General features: G+C 45.6%; 16 protein-coding genes and 1 rRNA gene. 13 read left to right on the top strand and 4 right to left on the bottom strand.

Annotated features, from left to right (window positions below):
- A 16S ribosomal RNA gene (locus HF322_RS07610) occupies nucleotides 1–81 on the bottom strand; the annotation flags it as partial.
- Nucleotides 82–890: 809 nt separating this feature from the next.
- On the opposite strand from HF322_RS07610, the gene thrS reads away from it, so the two are divergent.
- From thrS to rnr, 4 genes are all read left to right on the top strand, one after another.
- The gene (gene thrS, locus HF322_RS07605) at nucleotides 891–2825 is read left to right on the top strand and encodes a threonine--tRNA ligase (RefSeq protein WP_169392797.1); all 1935 of its coding nucleotides are present in this window, start codon (nucleotides 891–893) and stop codon (nucleotides 2823–2825) included.
- A 23-nt stretch (nucleotides 2826–2848) separates the two neighbouring features.
- Nucleotides 2849–3352: a translation initiation factor IF-3 gene (infC, locus tag HF322_RS07600; RefSeq protein ID WP_169392796.1), complete on the top strand. Its 504-nt coding sequence runs from the start codon at nucleotides 2849–2851 to the stop codon at nucleotides 3350–3352.
- Nucleotides 3353–3682: 330 nt separating this feature from the next.
- Complete coding sequence (locus HF322_RS07595; protein WP_169392795.1) at nucleotides 3683–4924, top strand: toxic anion resistance protein; 1242 nt, start codon at nucleotides 3683–3685, stop codon at nucleotides 4922–4924.
- A gap of 115 nt (nucleotides 4925–5039) precedes the next feature.
- Nucleotides 5040–7298: a ribonuclease R gene (gene rnr, locus HF322_RS07590; protein ID WP_169392794.1), complete on the top strand. Its 2259-nt coding sequence runs from the start codon at nucleotides 5040–5042 to the stop codon at nucleotides 7296–7298.
- 77 nt (nucleotides 7299–7375) lie between these two features.
- Here rnr and HF322_RS07585 read toward each other — a convergent pair whose 3' ends face one another.
- The 3 genes from HF322_RS07585 to hisA all read right to left on the bottom strand — a co-directional run bounded on the left by HF322_RS07585 (nucleotide 7376) and on the right by hisA (nucleotide 10058).
- On the bottom strand, nucleotides 7376–7636 hold the full coding sequence (locus HF322_RS07585; protein ID WP_169392793.1) for a hypothetical protein: 261 nt from the start codon (nucleotides 7634–7636) through the stop codon (nucleotides 7376–7378).
- 110 nt (nucleotides 7637–7746) lie between these two features.
- Entirely contained in the window at nucleotides 7747–9225 is a 1479-nt protein-coding gene (locus HF322_RS07580; protein WP_169392792.1) for a mechanosensitive ion channel family protein, read from the bottom strand.
- Nucleotides 9226–9317: 92 nt separating this feature from the next.
- Complete coding sequence (gene hisA / locus HF322_RS07575) at nucleotides 9318–10058, bottom strand: 1-(5-phosphoribosyl)-5-[(5-phosphoribosylamino)methylideneamino]imidazole-4-carboxamide isomerase (RefSeq protein ID WP_169392791.1); 741 nt, start codon at nucleotides 10056–10058, stop codon at nucleotides 9318–9320.
- A 626-nt stretch (nucleotides 10059–10684) separates the two neighbouring features.
- Here hisA and HF322_RS07570 point away from each other — a divergent pair.
- The 9 genes from HF322_RS07570 to HF322_RS07530 all read left to right on the top strand — a co-directional run bounded on the left by HF322_RS07570 (nucleotide 10685) and on the right by HF322_RS07530 (nucleotide 20014).
- A complete protein-coding gene (locus HF322_RS07570) occupies nucleotides 10685–12037 on the top strand; it encodes a Na(+)-translocating NADH-quinone reductase subunit A (RefSeq protein ID WP_169392790.1) in 1353 nt (450 codons plus the stop codon).
- 5 nt (nucleotides 12038–12042) lie between these two features.
- A complete protein-coding gene (locus tag HF322_RS07565) occupies nucleotides 12043–13278 on the top strand; it encodes an NADH:ubiquinone reductase (Na(+)-transporting) subunit B (protein ID WP_169392789.1) in 1236 nt (411 codons plus the stop codon).
- Complete coding sequence (locus HF322_RS07560) at nucleotides 13259–14137, top strand: Na(+)-translocating NADH-quinone reductase subunit C (protein WP_169392788.1); 879 nt, start codon at nucleotides 13259–13261, stop codon at nucleotides 14135–14137. Before HF322_RS07565 ends, HF322_RS07560 begins: the two co-directional genes overlap by 20 nt.
- Entirely contained in the window at nucleotides 14130–14801 is a 672-nt protein-coding gene (locus HF322_RS07555; RefSeq protein ID WP_169392787.1) for an NADH:ubiquinone reductase (Na(+)-transporting) subunit D, read from the top strand. The genes HF322_RS07560 and HF322_RS07555 overlap by 8 nt, the downstream gene beginning before the upstream one ends.
- On the top strand, nucleotides 14801–15409 hold the full coding sequence (nqrE, locus tag HF322_RS07550; protein ID WP_169392786.1) for an NADH:ubiquinone reductase (Na(+)-transporting) subunit E: 609 nt from the start codon (nucleotides 14801–14803) through the stop codon (nucleotides 15407–15409). The genes HF322_RS07555 and nqrE overlap by 1 nt, the downstream gene beginning before the upstream one ends.
- A 36-nt stretch (nucleotides 15410–15445) precedes the next feature.
- Nucleotides 15446–16681, top strand: coding sequence for an NADH:ubiquinone reductase (Na(+)-transporting) subunit F (gene nqrF / locus HF322_RS07545; RefSeq protein ID WP_169392785.1), 1236 nt, complete (start codon nucleotides 15446–15448; stop codon nucleotides 16679–16681).
- 106 nt (nucleotides 16682–16787) lie between these two features.
- A complete protein-coding gene (locus HF322_RS07540; RefSeq protein WP_169392784.1) occupies nucleotides 16788–17882 on the top strand; it encodes an FAD:protein FMN transferase in 1095 nt (364 codons plus the stop codon).
- A gap of 223 nt (nucleotides 17883–18105) precedes the next feature.
- Nucleotides 18106–18354, top strand: a complete 249-nt coding sequence (gene nqrM / locus HF322_RS07535; RefSeq protein WP_169392783.1) for a (Na+)-NQR maturation NqrM — start codon at nucleotides 18106–18108, stop codon at nucleotides 18352–18354.
- A 409-nt stretch (nucleotides 18355–18763) separates the two neighbouring features.
- Complete coding sequence (locus tag HF322_RS07530) at nucleotides 18764–20014, top strand: CynX/NimT family MFS transporter (protein ID WP_169392782.1); 1251 nt, start codon at nucleotides 18764–18766, stop codon at nucleotides 20012–20014.
- The last annotated feature ends 77 nt before the right edge of the window (nucleotides 20015–20091 follow it).

The following is a 20091-nucleotide window of genomic DNA, read 5'->3' as shown; positions in this document are numbered from 1 at the left end:
TTCTCTCTGTTACCGCTCGACTTGCATGTGTTAAGCCTGCCGCCAGCGTTCAATCTGAGCCATGATCAAACTCTTCAGTTTAATCTATCTTGAAGCCTTTACTATGTAAACATAGAAGATGACTTCAAATCTTTGGCTCATTTAATTACTAGCAAATTACTTTCGCTTATCAATTATGAATTAACTTGAGTTATTTGCTGAAACTAAATGATAATGTTATTAGCATTTTGTCTTAGCAAAAATCCACACAAGTTGTTCTTTAGTTCGCTGTTAAATAATTTAGCAATCTGTCGTCCAGTATCGCTCAAGCTGTCTATCTTATCACATCGTGATCGTCTGTCAAGCTTTTGTTTTAATTTGTTTCTCAAGGAAATCTGTTATTGCCGTTTGATTCGCTTATTCAATTCAAGCTTTCAAACTTGGCACCAGTGTTGCCTTGTGAGGTGCGTATTATAGACGCTTAATTTAGTAAGTCAAGAAGTTTTTTTTAAGAGTTTAAAGTTTATTTCAAGTCGCTCGGCTTAATCGGGTCATTACCCATCGCCTGCTTCTTAACATCCCCTCTCACTACTTAGCCGCCATATCACTACCGCCGCTAACTTCCGTCCTTGTGGGGGCGTATTATAGAGAGGTTTAGAAGAAGGTCAAGCGGTTTTTGAGATTATTTGCGTTTTTTTTGCAAAAAGCTGGATTTAAGAAATTTTGACCTTATATAAAGCTGCCAAATTAGGGGCTTGAAGCTATTGTTTTGTAGTGTTCATTACTCACTTTTGCTATAGTAGCTTTTTTTAGAAGGTTGTTTTAGCAATCTACAGTTTTAGCAGTCTTACGGTCAAATGGTTGATGGTTGCAATCATCACTGCTAGCGGACGCAATTAAGGTGAAAAATTATGGTAGCAATTACTCTACCCGATGGTACGGTGAAAAACTTTGAAGGTCAAACGACGGTCATGCAGGTTGCCGAAAGCATTGGCGCAGGACTTGCAAAAGCAACGATCGCAGGTCGGGTCGATGGTCAATTGGTCGATGCGTGTGATCCAATCGTAGCGGATGCGCGGGTAGAGATTGTGACGGCAAAAGATGATGATGGCGTGGATATTATTCGCCATTCGTGCGCGCATTTACTTGGTCATGCGGTAAAGCAGCTGTATCCTGAGGTAAAAATGGTGATTGGCCCTGTGATTGATGAGGGCTTTTATTATGACATTTATAGCGAAACGCCCTTTACACCTGAGCATATGGAAAAGATTGAGGCGCGAATGGTCGAGCTTATCAATCAAAACTATGATGTGATTAAAAAAATGACGCCGCGCGCTGAGGCAATCAAAATTTTTGAGGAGCGCGGTGAAGATTACAAGCTGCAATTGATCAATGATATGCCGGGTGAAGATGCGTTTGGCATTTATTATCATCAAGAATATATTGATATGTGCCGCGGTCCACACGTTCCAAACACGCGCTTTTTAAAGGTGTTCAAATTAACCAAAATGAGCGGTGCGTATTGGCGTGGCGATGCAAAAAACGAGCAGCTTCAACGGATTTATGGTACGGCTTGGGCAGATAAAAAGCAGCTTAAAGCTTATATTATCCGAATTGAAGAAGCTGAAAAACGCGACCATCGCCGAATTGGCAAGGCGCTGAATTTGTTTCATATGCAAGAGCAAGCGCCGGGGATGGTGTTTTGGCATCCAAACGGCTGGACGATTTATCAAGTGCTTGAGCAATATATGCGCAAAGTTCAAATTGATAACGGCTATCAAGAAATCAAAACGCCGCAAATCGTGGACAGAAGCCTTTGGGAAAAGTCAGGTCACTGGGGCAATTACGCAACCAATATGTTTACGACCGCAAGCGAAAGTCGTGATTATGCGGTAAAACCAATGAACTGCCCGTGTCACGTTCAAGTCTTTAACCAAGGGTTAAAATCCTACCGTGATTTACCGCTACGAATGGCGGAGTTTGGCTCATGCCACCGCAATGAGCCGTCAGGATCGCTTCATGGCTTGATGCGCGTTCGCGGCTTTACTCAAGATGATGCGCATATCTTTTGTACGCAGGCGCAAATCCAAGAAGAAGTTGCCAATTTTATTAAATTAACTTTAGCGGTTTATGATGACTTTGGCTTTAAAGATATCGAAATGAAGCTGTCAACCCGACCTGAAAAGCGCGTGGGTAGTGAAGAAGCTTGGGATTTTGCTGAGAAAGCGCTCGCTGACGCGCTTGATAGCTCAGGGCTTGATTGGGAATATTTGCCCGGTGAAGGCGCGTTTTACGGTCCAAAAATTGAATTTAGCTTAAAAGATTGCTTAGGTCGCGTTTGGCAGTGCGGAACGATTCAAGTTGACCCCAATATGCCTGAGCGCTTAGATGCTGAATTTGTTAATGAAAATGGCGATCGCGAAACGCCAATCATGCTGCATCGCGCGATTTTAGGCTCGTTTGAGCGCTTTTTGGGAATGCTGATTGAGCATTACGCCGGCTGGATGCCCGTTTGGCTTGCCCCAATCCAAGTTGCGGTCATGAACATCACTGACAAACAAAGCGAAGCTTGTCTTGAAGTTACCGAGCAACTTAAAAACGCAGGACTGCGCGCCACGAGCGACTTGCGTAACGAAAAGATTGGCTTTAAGATACGAGAGAAAACATTAGAACGCGTCCCTTATATGCTAGTATTGGGGGACAAAGAGGTCGAATCTGGCAGCGTCAACGTGCGTACCCGTGAAGGCAAAAATCTTGGCGTCATGAGCGTTGATGATTTTATTGCTTTGGCGCATGAAGGCATTGCCCAAAAAGGTCGACTAAATCAAAAAACAGATGAGGAGTAAGACCCATTAAACAGTCAAACCGTTTGAACATCAACGAAGATATTAGCGCTAAAGAAGTCCGCTTGGTCAAAGAAGACGGCGAACAATTGGGCGTGGTTGATATTGCCACCGCGATGAAGGCGGCGCGTGATGAAAACTTAGACTTGGTCGAATTGGTTCCTGACGCAAAGCCGCCTGTTTGTAAAATCATGGATTACAAACGCTATCTTTATGACCAAAAACAAAAGGCAAAAGAGGCGAAGAAAAACCAAAAGCAGACTCAGCTCAAAGAGATGAAATTGCGTCCTGGAACTGAAGAAGCGGACTATCAGGTTAAACTTAAAAAGATTGTCAGCTTTTTAGAAGACCAAGATAAAGTCAAAATCAGTATTCGCTTTCGTGGTCGTGAAATGGCGCACCAAGAAATCGGTCGCAAACAGCTTGAGCGCATCATTGAAGATACCGCTGACATCTCAAACGTTGAGCAACCACCAAAAATGGAAGGTCGACAAATGGGAATGCTGCTTGGTCCTACCAAGAAGAAATAAGCGCTAATTTTGACTTAAAACTGACTTGTCTTTATTGTATTGCTTGCAAGCCATCAATTGCTCTTGGTAATTGATGGCTTTTTTGCGTTTTTTAGTTGTGAAAAACCGCTGCCGTTACCTAACTCCTGAGTCAGGTTACAATTTAGCGCTTAAAAGCAGGACTTGGCTCAGCTACTCTTTTTAAAATGGCTTATTAAGCTTACCTCTTGAATATCAAGCTAGCCGCCGCAATAATTAAGCCTAACCATAATAATTAACAATAATTTAACGTCTGGTTTTGAATAAAAAGCGTTTTAAATAAAAAGCGATTAAAAATTAAAGGATAACCTTATGGCGCAAGAATTGACCCCTCCGGATACTGCAAAATCTTCAGTTATTGCCCTAACCCCGCCTGAGCCGGTAACGCAAGTGGCAACGAGCGAAGCGGATCAAATGGTAAGTTTGGATAAAAATAAAATTCCTGAGCTTGATGCCAAAGTCGCCGCGTTTGTCAATCATGTGATTACCAATCCGGTTCATAGCCCTGATTTTCAGCAAAATGTGCAATCCATTCACAATTTAGGCAATAAAGAAATCCGCGAATCGGCGCAAGTGTCGAACCGAATGTTGCAATTGCCCGCTAAAAGTATCGATGATGGCTTGTTCGAAAACTCCCCCATTGCCAAATCTCTGACCGAGCTTCGCGGTATCGTTGAGGACTTAGACCCCAGTAAAAAAACGCTTACCCACTCGCGAAAGCTGTTTGGCATTATTCCTTTTGGCAATAAAGTTCAAGATTATTTTCGCCAATATGAATCGGCGCAGTCGCATATTAATGCGGTGGTGACCAGTCTTTATAATGGCAAAGATGAGCTGATTAAAGACAACGCCATGATTGAGCAAGAAAAAGTCAATATGTGGGAGCTGATGCAGTCGATCCGGCAATATATTTATGTCGGTAAAAAAATTGATGAAGAACTTGAGCGCAAAGTTGCTGATTTAGAAGCTACCGATCCTGAAAAAGCACGAATTATTAAAGAAGAAATGCTGTTTTATGTTCGCCAAAAAAATACCGACTTTTTAACGCAATTGGCAGTGAATGTTCAAGGTTATTTGGCGCTAGATACTATCCGCAAAAATAACTTAGAGTTGATAAAAGGTGTTGATCGAGCAACCACGACGACCATTTCAGCATTAAGAACGGCAGTGGTTGTCGCGCAGGCCATGACCAATCAAAAATTGGTGCTTGATCAAATCACGGCGCTCAATAAAACAACGAGCAGCGTGATTGAATCAACGTCAGCCATGCTTAAACGCCAATCGCTTGAAATCAATCAGCAAGCCACCAGCAGCACCATTGAGCTTGATAAGCTGCAAAATGCCTTTAACAATATCTATGAAACGATGGATATGATTAGTAAATATAAAATCGAAGCCCTTGATAATATGAAACAAACGGTCGATAGCTTAACCACGGAAGTCGATAAAGCACAAAAGTATCTTGATAAAGCCAACCAAACGACGGTGCTTGAGGTTTCAAAAGAGCTTGAGACTTCAAGAATCACTGATGAGAGCAACTCAATTCAAATTTGATCGCTTAAAATGACCAGACAAAATCCTTAGTGTTTATCAGGATAAGCATTAAGTAATACTGACAGGATCGTGTTAAAATGACACGACTCAATAATTAATGAAGACATGGTAATTTATGACTTGGAATGATCCAAACGCTCGAGCTGAAGCGCAAAAATATGACAATCCGATCCCAAGCCGCGAGCTGATCTTGACGACGCTTGCCGAGCATAGTGACATCACGCATCCAAAGCTTGCGGCGATTTTTGGTATCAGCGATCCGGATCAATTTGACGCGCTAGGCAACCGCTTAAAAGCCATGACGCGCGACGGTCAAGTCAATCGCGAAGGTCGACCTTATCGCTATCGCGTGGTTACCAAGCACGATGTGGTAACCGGAGTCGTATCAGCGCATGCCAAAGGCTTTGGGTTTGTTATTCTTGATGACATGCCCGATTTGTTTTTGCATGAAAAGCAAATGCGCTGGGTCTTTAATGGCGATAAGGTCAACGCTATTGGTACGGCAACGGACAATCGCGGTCGTACTGAAGGTCGTATCGTTGAGGTGATTGAGCGCCAACAAAATGAGTTTATTGGAACGCTGTCCGGTGACGATGACGGCTATTTTGTTGAGCTTGGTAGCCCAAATTCGCATCAGCCAATTACTGTGACTGAAGAAAACGTTCAAGCGCTGAATGCCAAAATTGGCTTTCCGGTTAAAGTTGCCATTATCGATTGGCCAAATCAGCATGAATTTGCTACCGGTAAAATCACGGAAGTGCTCAATGATGACAATGATCGCGAATTGATCATTGAAACGACGCTATTAAACTACGATATCCCCTCAGAATTTAGCCAAGCGGCACTTGATCAAGCCAACAGCTACCAAGAACCAAGCAACAAAGAGCTGTCAGGTCGTGTTGATTTGCGCGACATTCCGCTCATTACCATTGATGGTGAAGATGCTCGCGACTTTGATGATGCCGTTTTTGCCGAAAAACGCAGCGGTGGTAACTATCGCGTATTGGTTGCCATTGCCGATGTTAGCCATTACGTCACGCCAAACTCGCCGCTTGACCATAACGCTTTTGAGCGTGGAACGTCGGTTTATTTTCCGCACCGCGTGATTCCGATGCTTCCTGAAGTCCTGTCAAATGGGCTTTGCTCACTCAACCCTGACGTTGATCGCTTATGCATGGTTGCCGACATTAAAGTCTCGCGCGCCGGCAACGTCACCGGCTACGAGTTTTATCCGGCGGTCATGCACTCGCAGGCACGGCTGACTTACAACCAAGTGAATGCTTATTTTGCTGACCCTAAAGATGAGAGCATTCCCAAATCTTTAACCGAAAATAAAGCGGTTAAAAAATCGGTCGATAATTTGCATCAGCTTTATGAATTACTGCTAAAAAAACGTGAAGAACGCCATGCGATGGAGTTTGAAACGGTCGAAACGTTAATCGAATTTAATGAGGAAGGCGGGATTAAAGATATCGTCCCAAGAACGCGCGGCGATGCTCATAAGCTGATTGAAGAATGTATGCTGCTTGCCAATACCAGTGCGGCAAACTTTGCCTTAAAAAATGAGCTTCCCGTGCTTTATCGAAATCATGATAAGCCGGATGCCGAAAAATCCTCTAAAATCCATGAGTATGCCAAAAACTTTGGCTTAAGCTTCCCGCAAGAAAGCCCAACGCAGGCAGATTATCAGCGCATTATCGAGGCGACCAAAGACCGTCCTGATGCCGTGAGCATTCACAGTATGCTGCTGCGATCAATGATGCAGGCAAATTATGCGCCCGACAACATCGGTCATTTTGGTTTGGCTTATGATGAGTACAGCCACTTTACCTCGCCGATCCGCCGCTATCCGGATTTGATGCTGCATCGGGCGATCAAAGCCAAAGTCACGGGTAGCAAGCAACCGGTGATGGACTTTAATTTGGCAGAAGCCGGAACGCAAACGTCCGATACTGAGCGCCGTGCTGAAAAAGCTTCCCGCTTTGTTGAATCGTGGCTCAAATGCCATTATATGAAAGACCATATCGGTGAAGAGTTTGATGGCGTTGTCACCACCGTGACCAACTTTGGCTTGTTTATCACTTTAACGAGCTTATTTATCGATGGTTTGGTGCATATTTCAAACGTTGGTGATGATTATTTTGTCTTTGATGAAAAGCAGCAGCAATTAATTGGTCAAGACCACGGCAAAATCTTTGGTCTTGGTGATTTGGTTCGAGTAAAAGTTGCTGGCGTGAATATGGACTTATTGCAAATTGATTTTGAATTGGTCGCTAAACTGCAATCAAGTCAAATGAATCAGTCCAAAAAAAAGCGCAAACGTAGCTTTGATAACGGGGATAAAAACCATAAAACCAAAGGTAAAAAAAGCTAATTGCTTTTAATCCATTATTAAAATAAAAAAGCTCACAATATCGTGGGCTTTTTTTTGGCATTACCATTTTTTAAAGCTTATTGTTGGTCGGCAGCGGCTAATTGCTGATTGCTTTGTTTTTGCGCGGCATCAATCTTGCTGTTGGCGTCATCAAGGATGGCTTTTGGCTGCTTACCTAATGGCGTTGAGTTTGGCGTGGTCAATGGCTCAGCGGTTTGATCATTTTGATTGAGCATGGCTGAGCGCTGACTGTCATGGCGCTGATTGCTAATGATATTAAATCCTGCCAGCATCACAATGGCAACTAGGCTTGCGATAATCACATGCTTGATTTGCATTTTTATATCCTTGGGCAACAGTAAGGGGTCTTGCCAACACTGCTGCAGGATTCGTGCCGACTTGTTGTTAATGACTCACTTACCAAAATTACGCCATCAACCATTTAACCTCACTCTTGCGGGCTGTCTTTATTTAACAAATCCGTTTCTTGGTTGGTATTGGCGATTTCTTGTTTGACTTTATCAAGCAGTTTATTGTCATTACGAGCATCAAGAACGTCATCATTATTTTGTCGACTTAAGACGTGCTTTGATCGGGCGCGGGCTTGCTGCTTTGCTTGATCATCGAGGGTTTCGCTATCAATCTCTGGCAAACTTACCGTGTTATTTTGCGACCCCCATTTTGGCAATTGCTCAAGCGATTTTTCAAGGTTTTTATTAAAGCGCAATCGGTAAACAGGCTCTGGCAAATTAAAACCTTCATTTTCAATCGCGTGCTTGGCTTCGCGAATGGCAATGCTGCGCGCTTTGGTAAAATCGGTCGTCGATTGATCGACCCAAACCAAAAACTCAAGAACCGTGCTTGCCTCGCCGACCTCAACGATAATGGCAACGGCTTTGGGCTTTTCGAGAACAAAATCAAGCGATCTTATCGCCTCAAGACCCACTTTCATTGCGGCAAGCGGATCGTCGTTGCTGTTGATGCCAAGCTGAAAGCTAAATCGGCGCTCAGGATTTTTGGTGTAATTTAAAATGGTGCCTTTAAACACTTCAGCATTTGGAATTCGCAATTGGTTGCCATCAAGGGTCATCAAAATGGTGGCTCGCGGCGTCAAGCGAACCACAATGCCTTCTTGACCGTTAATTTTGATATGATCGCAAGCCCGAAACGGTTGGCGGATGCTCAGCATCATTGAGGCAATGTAGTTTTCAATCGTGTCTTTGATGGCAAAACCAACGGCAATGCCAATCACGCCTGCGCCGCCTAATAGCGTCCCTAAAATGGTCTCAGCGCCAATCAAGCTTAACCCTAAAATTAAGCCAAAAATAACAAAAATGATTTTGACCGTTTGCGAGAGCAGCTCAGCGACAAACGGATTTGGGGCGATACGCTGCCAAAGTGCTTGCCTACCCGACAACCAACTGCCAAAGCTTGCCACCAAAATAAAAATGATAATGCCCACGATTAATAAGGGCAGCGCTTTAACGAGCGTTTGAGCTTGATGCTTTAATCCGTTAAATACGCTTGAGACGTTATCTTGAACATCAAGGGTTCGGCTGATGCGATCTTCAACGGTGACGACATCGGTTAAGCGGTTGGTGATGTTGATGGCTTGTTGGGCTTTTTTTTCATTGGGCGTCTCACCACCTAGGCGGACGACGCCTTGATTGACCCTAATAGTGACCGATTGCAAGCCATCAATTTCCGAAAAAATGCCGCTGATTCGGTCATGAATGTCACGATCTTTTTGTGGGTTGGGGTGAGATTCAATTTTTTCGTTGTTGGTGGTCTCGCCATTAATGACAGGAACGGCTTTGGTTTCACTGTCAGGCTTGGCATCTTGAGAGGTGCTGGGGATGCCAAGCGCGGCTGCGGTATCGGAAATAACGTCACCTTCAGCAAGGACAGCCGGCGAATAAACCGTCATGACCAAACTGAAAGTCAGCAAAAAAAGCCAAGCTAGACTTAGCGCTTTTGTTGTTAGTTTAGTATTGTTAGCCGCGCACTTGGTCACTGATGCTAAGCTCGATCTAAATAACTTTGCGCCTCGCCCAAATCAAGCGTCCCTTCATAAATAGCACGACCGGTGATGATGCCTTCAAGCTCAGCACCAAAAGGCTTGAGCAATTTGATATCTTGCATGTCAGTGACGCCGCCTGAGGCAATCACTGGCAAGCCGCCTTCACGAGCCAAATTGACCGTTTGCTCAACGTTAACGCCTTGCATCATACCATCGCGGGCGATGTCGGTATAAACGATAGAGGACACGCCCACATCGGCAAAGCGCTTGGCAAGCTCGGTGGCGCGGGTGTCGGTCACATTTGCCCAGCCGTGGGTTGCCACCAAGCCGTCTTTGGCATCAATGCCTACGATGATGTGACCGGCAAACTCGCGGCAAGCTTCAGCCACAAAATCAGGATCTTCCACAGCTTTAGTGCCGATGATGATGTAAGTAAGTCCAGCATCAATATACTGCTCAATGGTGGTCATGTTGCGAACGCCGCCGCCAAGCTGAATCGGCAACTTTGGATAGGCTTTGGCAATGTCTTGAACCACGCGCTTGTGAACCGGAACGCCATCAAAGGCGCCGTTTAAATCCACCAAATGTAGACGGCGAGCGCCTTCTTTGACCCATCGCGCTGCCATCGCGACCGGATTGTCCGAAAAGACCGTATCGTCTTCCATCCGACCTTGTTTTAAGCGAACGCATTTGCCATCTTTTAAATCAATAGCCGGAATAATCACTGGCGCTTTAATCATACCCTGATCCTTATTTTATCAATCCAAACATAATATTCTTTTATAAAACTTAAAAAATTTTGCCAATAGTTTCAAGCGCTTTGCTATTGCCAAAAATTAGGAAGGCAATAAAAATTGCGAATTTTAGTTGCAAAAAATCGCAATCAAAGCGCTGGCAAACTGGTAATTTTAGGTAAGTTTAGCGTATAATCCTAAGTAAATTTGTTTTTACTTATCCTAAGATAGCTTTTATTGTGACAATTTGCAGCATTTTTGTGAGGCAAACCGCAGAATAAAGGGTTTTTAGGGTATGGGGCAAATTTAAAGTTATAAAAATATGACGGTGGTTGCTATTTTGTCGAAGGTTAGCTTGAGCTTATCACGGCAAAAAGCAGTATTAATAATATTGCTATCACCCTCATGACTTTGGTAGCCGGTCGCCTTTTGGTTATGGATTAAGACATTAACGTGTTGTTAAGGAGTCTAAGGTCAGCGTTAATAGGCTTATTTGCAGTAATTTTTAAGCGCAAAACTGCCCTAATGATGCCTAAAATTTAGGCGTTTGGGCGCCGCTTTTGTCTATTACTGAGGTCATACCATTCAAAGACGTCTGGTATCGTTTTAGACTATGGACTAAGTTTTCGCTTATGATTACCATCAAAAAAGGTTTGGACTTGCCGATTTTAGGCGAGCCTTCCCGCGAGATATCCGAGCACAGACCTGCTCAAGTCGCCCTTATTGGCTATGATTTTGTGGGAATGAAACCCACAATGAACGTCAAAGAAGGCGATATGGTGGCAAAAGGTCAACCTGTTTTTGAAGATAAAAAACGGGTCGGGGTCATTTATACCGCCCCTGCTGCCGGAAAAGTTGTCGCCATCAACCGCGGCGAGCGCCGAGTGTTTGAAAGTCTAGTGATTGCCGTTGACCCTCAAGGGGAAGAGATCATCTTTACTCAATTTGACTCCCAAGCGCTAGCTGACCTTGACTCACAAACGGTTGCCACGCAGCTTGTTACCTCAGGCGAATGGACAGCGTTTCGAACGCGACCGTTTAGCCGAACGCCCGATATTGGCGAGCGCCCGCACGCCATTTTTGTGAATGCAATGGATACCAATCCACTTGCCTTTGATCCCATGCTGCTCATCAATGAGCAAATAGACGCCTTTAACGATGGCTTAGCCGTGCTCTCAACGCTCAGCCCAAAGACCTTCGTTTGTCATCATGGCAATGCCAATTTGCCAAAACTTACCAAAACGGCGCCCAATAACGTCACTGAATACCACAGTTTTGCCGGAAAACATCCGGCAGGACTTGCTGGCACGCACATTCACTTTTTACATCCAATTGCTCGCGGCGTGAGCGTTTGGACGATTGGCTATCAAGACGTGATTGCCATTGGTAAATTATTCACCACCGGACGGCTTTATACCAAACGCTTAGTCAGCCTTGCAGGACCTTCGGTGAAAAATCCGCGATTGATTGCCACTGAGCGCGGCGCAAATATTCTTGATCTTGCCAAAAATGAGCTGATTGCTGGTGACAACCGATTAATTTCAGGATCGGTGCTGTCAGGTCGCAAAGTTGCAAGAAATACCGAATATTTAGGGCGTTTTCATGACCAAATCAGCGCTCTGACTGAAGGCTACGAGCGCCCTTCGCTGCATTTTTTAAGCGCCGGAAGCAACCGCTTTTCCAAACTGCCCATTTATGTGTCGCAATTTTTTAGCCGCAAAAAATACAATTTCACCACCTCAACCAATGGCTCACCACGAGCGATGGTGCCGATTGGCACGTTTGAGGAAGTGATGCCGCAAGATTATTTGCCGACTCAGCTGTTGCGGGCGCTCATCGTTGAGGACATTATTACGGCGGTGGATTTGGGCGCGCTTGAGCTTGATGAAGAAGATTTGGCGCTTTGCACTTTTGTGTCCCCCGGAAAATACGAGTTTGGCGACATTTTGCGCGACAATTTAACGCGAATTGAGCTTGAGGGCTGATGACGATGAAATTTTTACACAATAAGTTCGATCGTATGGCGCCATCGTTCAACAAAGGCGGCAAGTACGAAAAATATTATGCCCTCTATGAGATGTTTGATACGTTTTTGCGTCAACCAAGCTCTACCACGTTTTCAGCATCGCACGTTCGCGATGGTATTGATTTAAAACGGATTATGATTACCGTTTGGCTTTGTACGTTTCCGGCAATGTTTTGGGGAATGTACAACATCGGTCATCAAGCTTTAACTGCCATTGCCCAATTGGGACTTCAGCCGGACGGTTGGCGAACGGTGATCACCTCTATGGTCGGCTACAATCCGGACAGTGTCTGGGCGTGCTTTGTTTATGGCGCAATGCAGTTTTTGCCGATTTATGCGGTGACTTTTTTGGTAGGCATTTTATGCGAAATCATCTTTGCGGTGGTTCGCGGTCATGAAGTCAACGAAGGCTTTTTTGTCACCTCGGTGCTGTTTGCGTTATGTTTGCCGCCCGATATTCCGCTTTGGCAAGTGGCGCTTGGCATTACCTTTGGCGTAGTTGTTGCTAAAGAAGTCTTTGGCGGCACGGGCAAAAACTTTCTTAACCCTGCCCTATCGGGTCGCGCATTTTTATATTTTGCCTATCCGGCTTATATGTCAGGCGATACCGTTTGGACAGCGGTTGATGGCTTCTCAGGCGCCACGCCTTTGGGACTTGCCGCGCTTGGGGTTACGCCGGATAAATTCACTGATGCTTATGGTCATGCCATCACCTGGTCGGATGCGTTTTTGGGAAATATCCAAGGCAGTATTGGCGAGGTATCCACCCTTGCGATTTTAATTGGCGCGGTATTTTTGCTTTGGACGCGGATTGCGTCATGGCGAATTATGGCAGGTTGCGTGGTCGGCTTAATTGCCACCTCGATGATTTTTAATCTTGTTGGCTCTGAAGAAAACCTAATGATGAACATGCCATTTTACTGGCATTTGGTCTTGGGCGGCTTTGCCTTTGGTGCGGTATTTATGGCAACCGATCCGGTGTCGGCGGCGCATACCAACAAAGGTCGCTGGGCTTACGGGATTTTGATTGGCTTTATGACCGTGCTCATCCGCGTGGTCAACCCCGCCTTCCCTGAGGGCATCATGCTGGCGATTTTATTTGCTAACTTGTTCGCGCCGCTGTTCGACTATTTTGTCACCCAAGCCAACATCAAACGCCAAACGGCACGGAGGATGCGCTATGTCCAAGCCCAAAAGTAACAATATGAAAACCATCAGCGTGGCGCTCGTGCTGTGCTTGGTGTGCTCAATATTGGTGTCAGCGGCGGCGGTGGGGCTAAAACCTGCCCAAGTCGAAAACGCGCGCCTTGACCGCAACAAAAATATCTTGGTGGCGGCAGGCATGTTTGACCCTGAAAAAGACACCAACGCCGATGTCGCAAAACGCTTTGAAGACTTTAAGGTCGAAATTGTCGATTTAAACGCCGGCAACTATTTGACCGATGATGAGCTTAAAAAAGTCGGCATCCCTGACCGTAACGCTTATGACGCAAGTCAAGCCACCAAAAACCAAGCATTAAGCGAAGATTTGGGCGCCAATGACCCTGCCAGCATCGGTCGCAAGCCCAAATACGCGAAAGTTTATGTAAAAAATGACGCGTCGGGAAATCCTGAACTGGTCGTGCTTCCCATTCAAGGCTACGGGCTTTGGGGAACGATTTATGGCTTTTTGACTTTGGAGAGTGATTTAAACACCATCAAAGGCATCAGCTTTTACGACCATAAAGAAACCCCTGGTCTTGGCGCCCTGATTGAAGAGCCAAAATGGCGCGCGATGTGGCACGGCATTCATTCTTACGATGACAATGGCAATGTCGCAACCGGCGTCACCAAAGCGGGCAACCAGAAAGACAACTGGGTCGATGGCATCAGCGGTGCCACCTTAACGAGCCGCGGGGTCAGTAACATGATTCAGTTTTGGCTTGGCGACCAAGGTTATAAACCGTATTTGGACTATTTGCGTAAGCAAAGCGGTCAAAACCCTAATAGCCAAAATCAAGCTGCAACTCAACCCAGCAATAAGCTTTCCGCTCAAAGCAAGGAGGCAACTCATGGCTGATACCAAGGGCATTTTAGTCACGCCCATTTTTGACAATAACCCGATTGCGCTGCAAATCCTTGGGATTTGTTCGGCGCTTGCGGTCACCACCAGTGTGGCAAACGCTTTGGTGATGTGTGTGGCGTTAACGCTAGTCACCGCATTTTCAAGCTTTTTTATCTCCATTATCCGCAAAAATATCCCATCGAGCATCCGAATTATCGTTCAGATGACGATTATTGCCTCCCTCGTTATCGTCGTTGACCAAATCCTAAAAGCGGTCGCTTATGACGTGAGTAAAGGCTTATCGGTATTTGTAGGTTTGATTATCACCAACTGTATCGTGATGGGTCGCGCCGAAGCGTTTGCGATGAGCAATCCGCCAATCCCAAGCTTTTTAGATGGCATTGGTAATGGTATGGGCTACTCGGCGGTGCTGCTGTTTGTTGCCACTATCCGTGAGATTTTAGGTGCTGGAAGTTGGTTTGGGATTACCCTATTGCCAACCACAACAGATGGCGGCTGGTATTTGCCAAACGGGCTGTTATTGTTGCCACCCTCAGCGTTTTTTATCATTGCGCTGTTTGTCGTTATTATCCGAATTTGGAAGCCTGAACAAGTTGAAGCGGCAGAGTTTGTCATCAAGCCGCAATCAAAAGGCATGGTTCAAGGGGGCGGTCACTAATGGGACATTACGTCAGTTTATTTATTACCACCGTTTTCATTGAAAACATGGCGCTGGCTTACTTTTTGGGGATGTGTACCTTTTTAGCAGTTTCCAAAAAAGTATCGACCGCCATTGGTCTTGGAATCGCGGTGGTGGTGGTGATGAGCATCACCGTACCGTTAAACAATTTGTTGTATCAATTTATCTTAAAAGACGGGGCGCTTGCTTGGGCAGGATTCCCTGATATTGATTTAAGCTTTTTGGGGCTGCTCAGCTACATCGGCTTGATTGCGGCGGTCGTGCAAATCTTGGAGATGTTCCTTGATAAGTTTGTACCAAGTTTATATAACGCGCTTGGCATCTTTTTGCCGCTGATTACAGTCAACTGCGCCATTATGGGCGGGGTATTGTTCATGGTTGAGCGCGATTATCAATTTGGTGAATCGGTGGTTTACGGGGTTGGCGCAGGACTTGGTTGGGCAATTGCGATTACCGCGCTTGCTGGTATTCGAGAAAAACTCAAATACTCTGATATCCCAGCACCCCTTCGTGGTCTTGGGATTACCTTTATCACCGTAGGACTGATGTCACTTGGCTTTATGTCGTTTGGCGGCATGTCCATTTAAGCAGCTTTCATTTATTTATAAATTAAGGATACATTCATGGATTATGCTACGGCGATTGGTGGCGTTGCCATGTTCACGGTGATCATCATGAGCTTTGTTGCCATTATTTTGGTGGCGCGAGGACGGTTGGTCAGCTCAGGTGACGTGACCATCCATATCAATGATAATCCCGACAATGACGTGGTGACCGCAGCTGGCGGTAAGCTTTTACAAACCTTGGCAAGCGAAGGCATCTTTTTGTCATCGGCTTGCGGTGGGGGCGGGACTTGCGCTCAGTGTCGCTGCCGCGTGATTGAAGGTGGCGGCTCGATTTTGCCGACCGAAGAAGGTCATTTTACCCAAGGGGAAATCCGCGATCATATGCGCTTGGCGTGTCAGGTAGCCGTCAAGCAAGATATGAAAATCGAGATTGACCCTGAGTTTTTTGACGTTCAAAAGTGGGAATGCGAGGTCATCTCAAACGACAACGTGGCGACCTTTATTAAAGAGCTTGTGCTAAAAATTCCTGAAGGCGAAGCGGTGAATTTTCGCGCCGGCGGTTACGTTCAGTTAGAAGCGCCGCCGCACGAGGTTCATTATAAAGACTTTGATATTGCGGAAGAATACCGCGAAGATTGGGACAAATTTGGCGTTTTCAAATACGTCTCCAAAGTCGATGAGCCGGTGGTTCGCGCCTATTCAATGGCAAACTACCCTGAAGAAAAAGGCATCATTAAGTTTAACATTCGTATTGCCAGTCCCCCACCCCGCGGCGGTGACGGCATCCCACCAGGTAAAATGTCGTCTTGGGTATTCAGCTTAAAGCCGGGCGATAAAGTCACCGTTTCAGGACCTTATGGCGAATTTTTTGCCAAAGATACCGACGCTGAAATGATCTTTATTGGCGGTGGCGCGGGCATGGCTCCGATGCGATCGCACATTTTTGACCAGTTAAAGCGCATCAACTCCAAACGCAAAATCAGCTTTTGGTATGGCGCGCGCTCCATCCGCGAGATGTTTTACGTGGAGGATTACGACGAGCTTGAAAAAGAGTTTGATAACTTTGAATGGCACGTGGCGCTGTCCGACCCACTTCCTGAGGACAATTGGGAAGGCTACACGGGCTTTATTCACAACGTATTATTTGAAGAGTATCTCAAAGACCATCCAAACCCTGAGGACTGTGAGTACTACATGTGTGGGCCTCCGGTCATGAACGCAGCGGTGATTGAGATGCTTCATGGTTTGGGCGTTGAAGATGAAAACATCTTGCTTGATGACTTTGGCGGCTAGTTTTTAGAAAGATTAACGCCTTTTAAAAATAGGATGAACAACAACGGAGCGTCAACGTCAGTATTGGCGCTCTTTTTTTTATTTTTTTTTGACTTAGGTCATTGTTATGAAAAACTTTTCAATAAAGATTGCAGCAGTAAGTTTTACCCTTGCTACCACTACCCTACTCAGCGCTTGCCAAAAGTCCCCTGAATATCACTATTTAACGGGGGAAACCATGGGAACCAGCTACCATATCAGCTATCAGTTGCCGGACGGCGCAAGTGAATCTGCTATCCAAAAGGAGGTTGATGATCGCTTGGCGCAAATTAACACCAGCATGTCCACCTATATTGATACGGCAACCATTTCAAAATTTAACCGCTTAGGTAAAAATACCCCCATTACCATTGACCCTGATTTTAGCCATGTGCTAAGCGTCTCAAGGCAAGTGTATCAGCAGTCGGGCGGCGCATTTGACCCAACGGTGATGCCATTAGTTGAAACTTGGGGCTTTGGTAAAACCATGACCGTTGAGCGCTTGCAAAGTCCGCCATCAAGCGAGGAAATCGCCAAAGCCAAAGCCTTGGTTGACTTTGATGCCGTTATTCAAAAAAACAATCAGCTTTATAAAACCAAAGATGGCGTGAGCCTTGATTTTTCAGCGGTGGCAAAAGGTTACGGCGTTGATGTCATTGCAGAAGTGCTCAAAGACAGCCACAACATCCATAACTATATGGTCGAAATCGGCGGCGAGGTGGCAACGTCCGGCGTCAATCAACAATTAAAGCCGTGGCAAATCGCCATTGACGCGCCCATTGTCGGCAGTACGGTCAGCAAACGGCAAACCATTGCCTCAATCCGGCAGCCAACCTCGCAAAATAATCAATTGCATTTGGCAACGTCTGGCAATTACCGAAATTCAGTGATGTTTAACAATCAGCGTTTTAGCCATACCATTGACCCAACAACCGGCTCGCCCATTGCCGGTGGCGCGCCCTCAGTGACGGTTGCCGCAGCCTCCACCGCGCTTGCAGACGCTTGGGCAACGGCGCTTACCGCGATGCCTTATCAGACCGCACTAAACACTGCCAACCAACAAAATATTGCTGCGCTATTTGTCATCCATGATGCGTCAAAATCGGGTGAGGATGATATTAGCGACTGGCAAGTGGTCGAAACGGCGGCGATGAAACAATTGCGAGCGGATAAGAATCTCTAATTTTAGCTGTCTTAAAAGCAATACCGCGATGCTGGGATGAATTTTTTGCCGCCTCTGTGAATGAAATGAACAGCAAGCAAAAAAAATTTATACCAGTTGAGCGTCTTTAATAATAGTAACTATTTTAAATATAGCAAAATCAAAGCCTTGTAAGCTAATTAAGACGCGCCAGCCAAATTTTGCTATACTACTCACTATGATTAAATAACCGCGAGGTTACCTTATGCTCAGCCAACTTCTTATTATCCTTGCCATCACGTTTGGCGTGTTTTTGCTTTTTTTTATCTTTATGGGCATCGGCTATATGGTAAAAAAACAGCCGCTTAAAGGCTCTTGCGGCGGCGTGGCGGCATTGATGGGCGACACCCACTGCCAGTTTTGCGGCAATGATCCAAATAAATGTGAGTCATTGATCGAGGATCAGCAAAAAACGGCACTAAAAGCCGCTGAACTTGGAAAACCTGCCAATTAATTTAATCATTATCTCAATTTTACCTCCAAGTGCCTGAATGTCGCTGATTGTTCGGGCAATTGTTACCATTCGCTGATACTATAGGTCGATAACGGCTTTTATAACTGCTTTATATTGTCGCCAAGGCTTAGTTTAAACTTACAGGCTTGGCGTTACGCTGCATCGTTGTTGAGGCAAGGTTTTTAAGTCAAGATTGAATTCTTGACTTGCCCTCACCAACTGTTCTTATTATTCTAAAGTTTGTGCTGCCATTGATTTCTCATGAATTGCAGCACGACGAGCGATTTTCTGTTTTTTCAATCATGAATCGACCGCCGATTTATGAGCCTTTTTTTAGGTTGTTTTTATCGGCAGTTAAACGCTGCTGGTGACTGCCTTATTCTTTTTTCATTTTGATAGTTGTGCTGCCATGACCACCTCTGCTGATTTGTCATCTAAGCCTGTAGATGAGCAAAAATCAAAGTTACCCTCAGGCAAGTTTGTTTTTTGGTTAGTGATTTGCGCGATGGTGCTGCTTGGCACCAACATGCGATCGCAAATCGTGCTGCTTGGCTCAATGGCGCCTGTGATTCAAGAGGCGCTGAACATCAGTGAAATTCAAATTGGCTGGCTTGGCGCCGTTCCCATGCTAACCTTTGCGGTCGGAGCACTGATATCCCCTGCCATTGGCAAGCGCTTTGGCATTGAAAACACGCTGATCGTGATGATTGCGCTGTTGACTCTTGGGATTTTTATTCGCGCTATTGTGCCAACTTGGGGCGGATTTTTAACCGGAACGCTCTTGTTAACGCTTGCCGTTGGTTTCGCAAACACGCTTGCAGCTCCGGTGATTAAGCAGCGAACGCCCAATCATATTCCGCTGGTGACGGGAATATTTAGCTTAACGATGACGGTAACGGCAGGGCTGGTTTCAGGGGTGGTGCTGCCGTTATCTGAGCATGTGGGCTGGCAATGGGCGATTGGCGGTTGGGGTGTTTTGGGCATTTTTGCGCTGATCGTTTGGAGCATTATGCGCCTAAAACTGGGCGCATTAGACAGCAGCCAAACGGGCAGCTTGGAAATTGCGCCGCAAGTTTCGGTTTGGCGATCAGCGTTTGCTTGGCAAATCGCCATTTTTATGGGAATCCAATCCTTACTTTTTTATACCGTGGCAAGCTTTTTGCCCTTGATTTGGATCAGTCGCGGCTTGGATGCCAAAACCGCCGGTCAAATGGGGTCGATGTTCCAATTTATGGCGCCAGTATCCATCATTACCTTAACCTGGCTGATCAATCGCGGTCGACCAATTCGCGCGTTAGCCATTTTGGCAACGGTGCTGAACTTTATTGGCGTTTTGGGGCTTGGCTATTTGTCGCCAAGTTGGTCACTGATTTGGTCAGGAATGATGGGGCTTGGCTGCTCAGCGATTTTTACCTTAAGTATGATGCTGTTTTCCATGCGGACTTATACCACCAATCAAGCCAGTGAATTGTCCGGAATGGCGCAAGGGGTCGGTTATGTGCTCGCTTTTTTTGGTCCCTTAGGAACCGGATTTTTGCATGAGCTTACGGGCAATTGGAACACGCCGATTTTGGTGATGCTGGCATTTATGGCAATTAATATTTGGTTAGCTTGGCTCGTTTGTCGCCCTGTCATGGTCGATGGTCAAGCGATAAAATAACAAGCTTTAATTTTTTAAATCAATAATCAGCGGTTGGGTTGTTCACAATGCGTTACGCTTGAATGAACCAAGCGCTT

The sequence above is a fragment of the Psychrobacter sp. MF31 genome (assembly GCF_012847335.1).
In the GTDB taxonomy this organism is placed as follows: domain Bacteria; phylum Pseudomonadota; class Gammaproteobacteria; order Pseudomonadales; family Moraxellaceae; genus Psychrobacter.
Note: the sequence above shows the minus strand (reverse complement) of the source record. Positions and strands in the feature narration are given on the sequence as shown.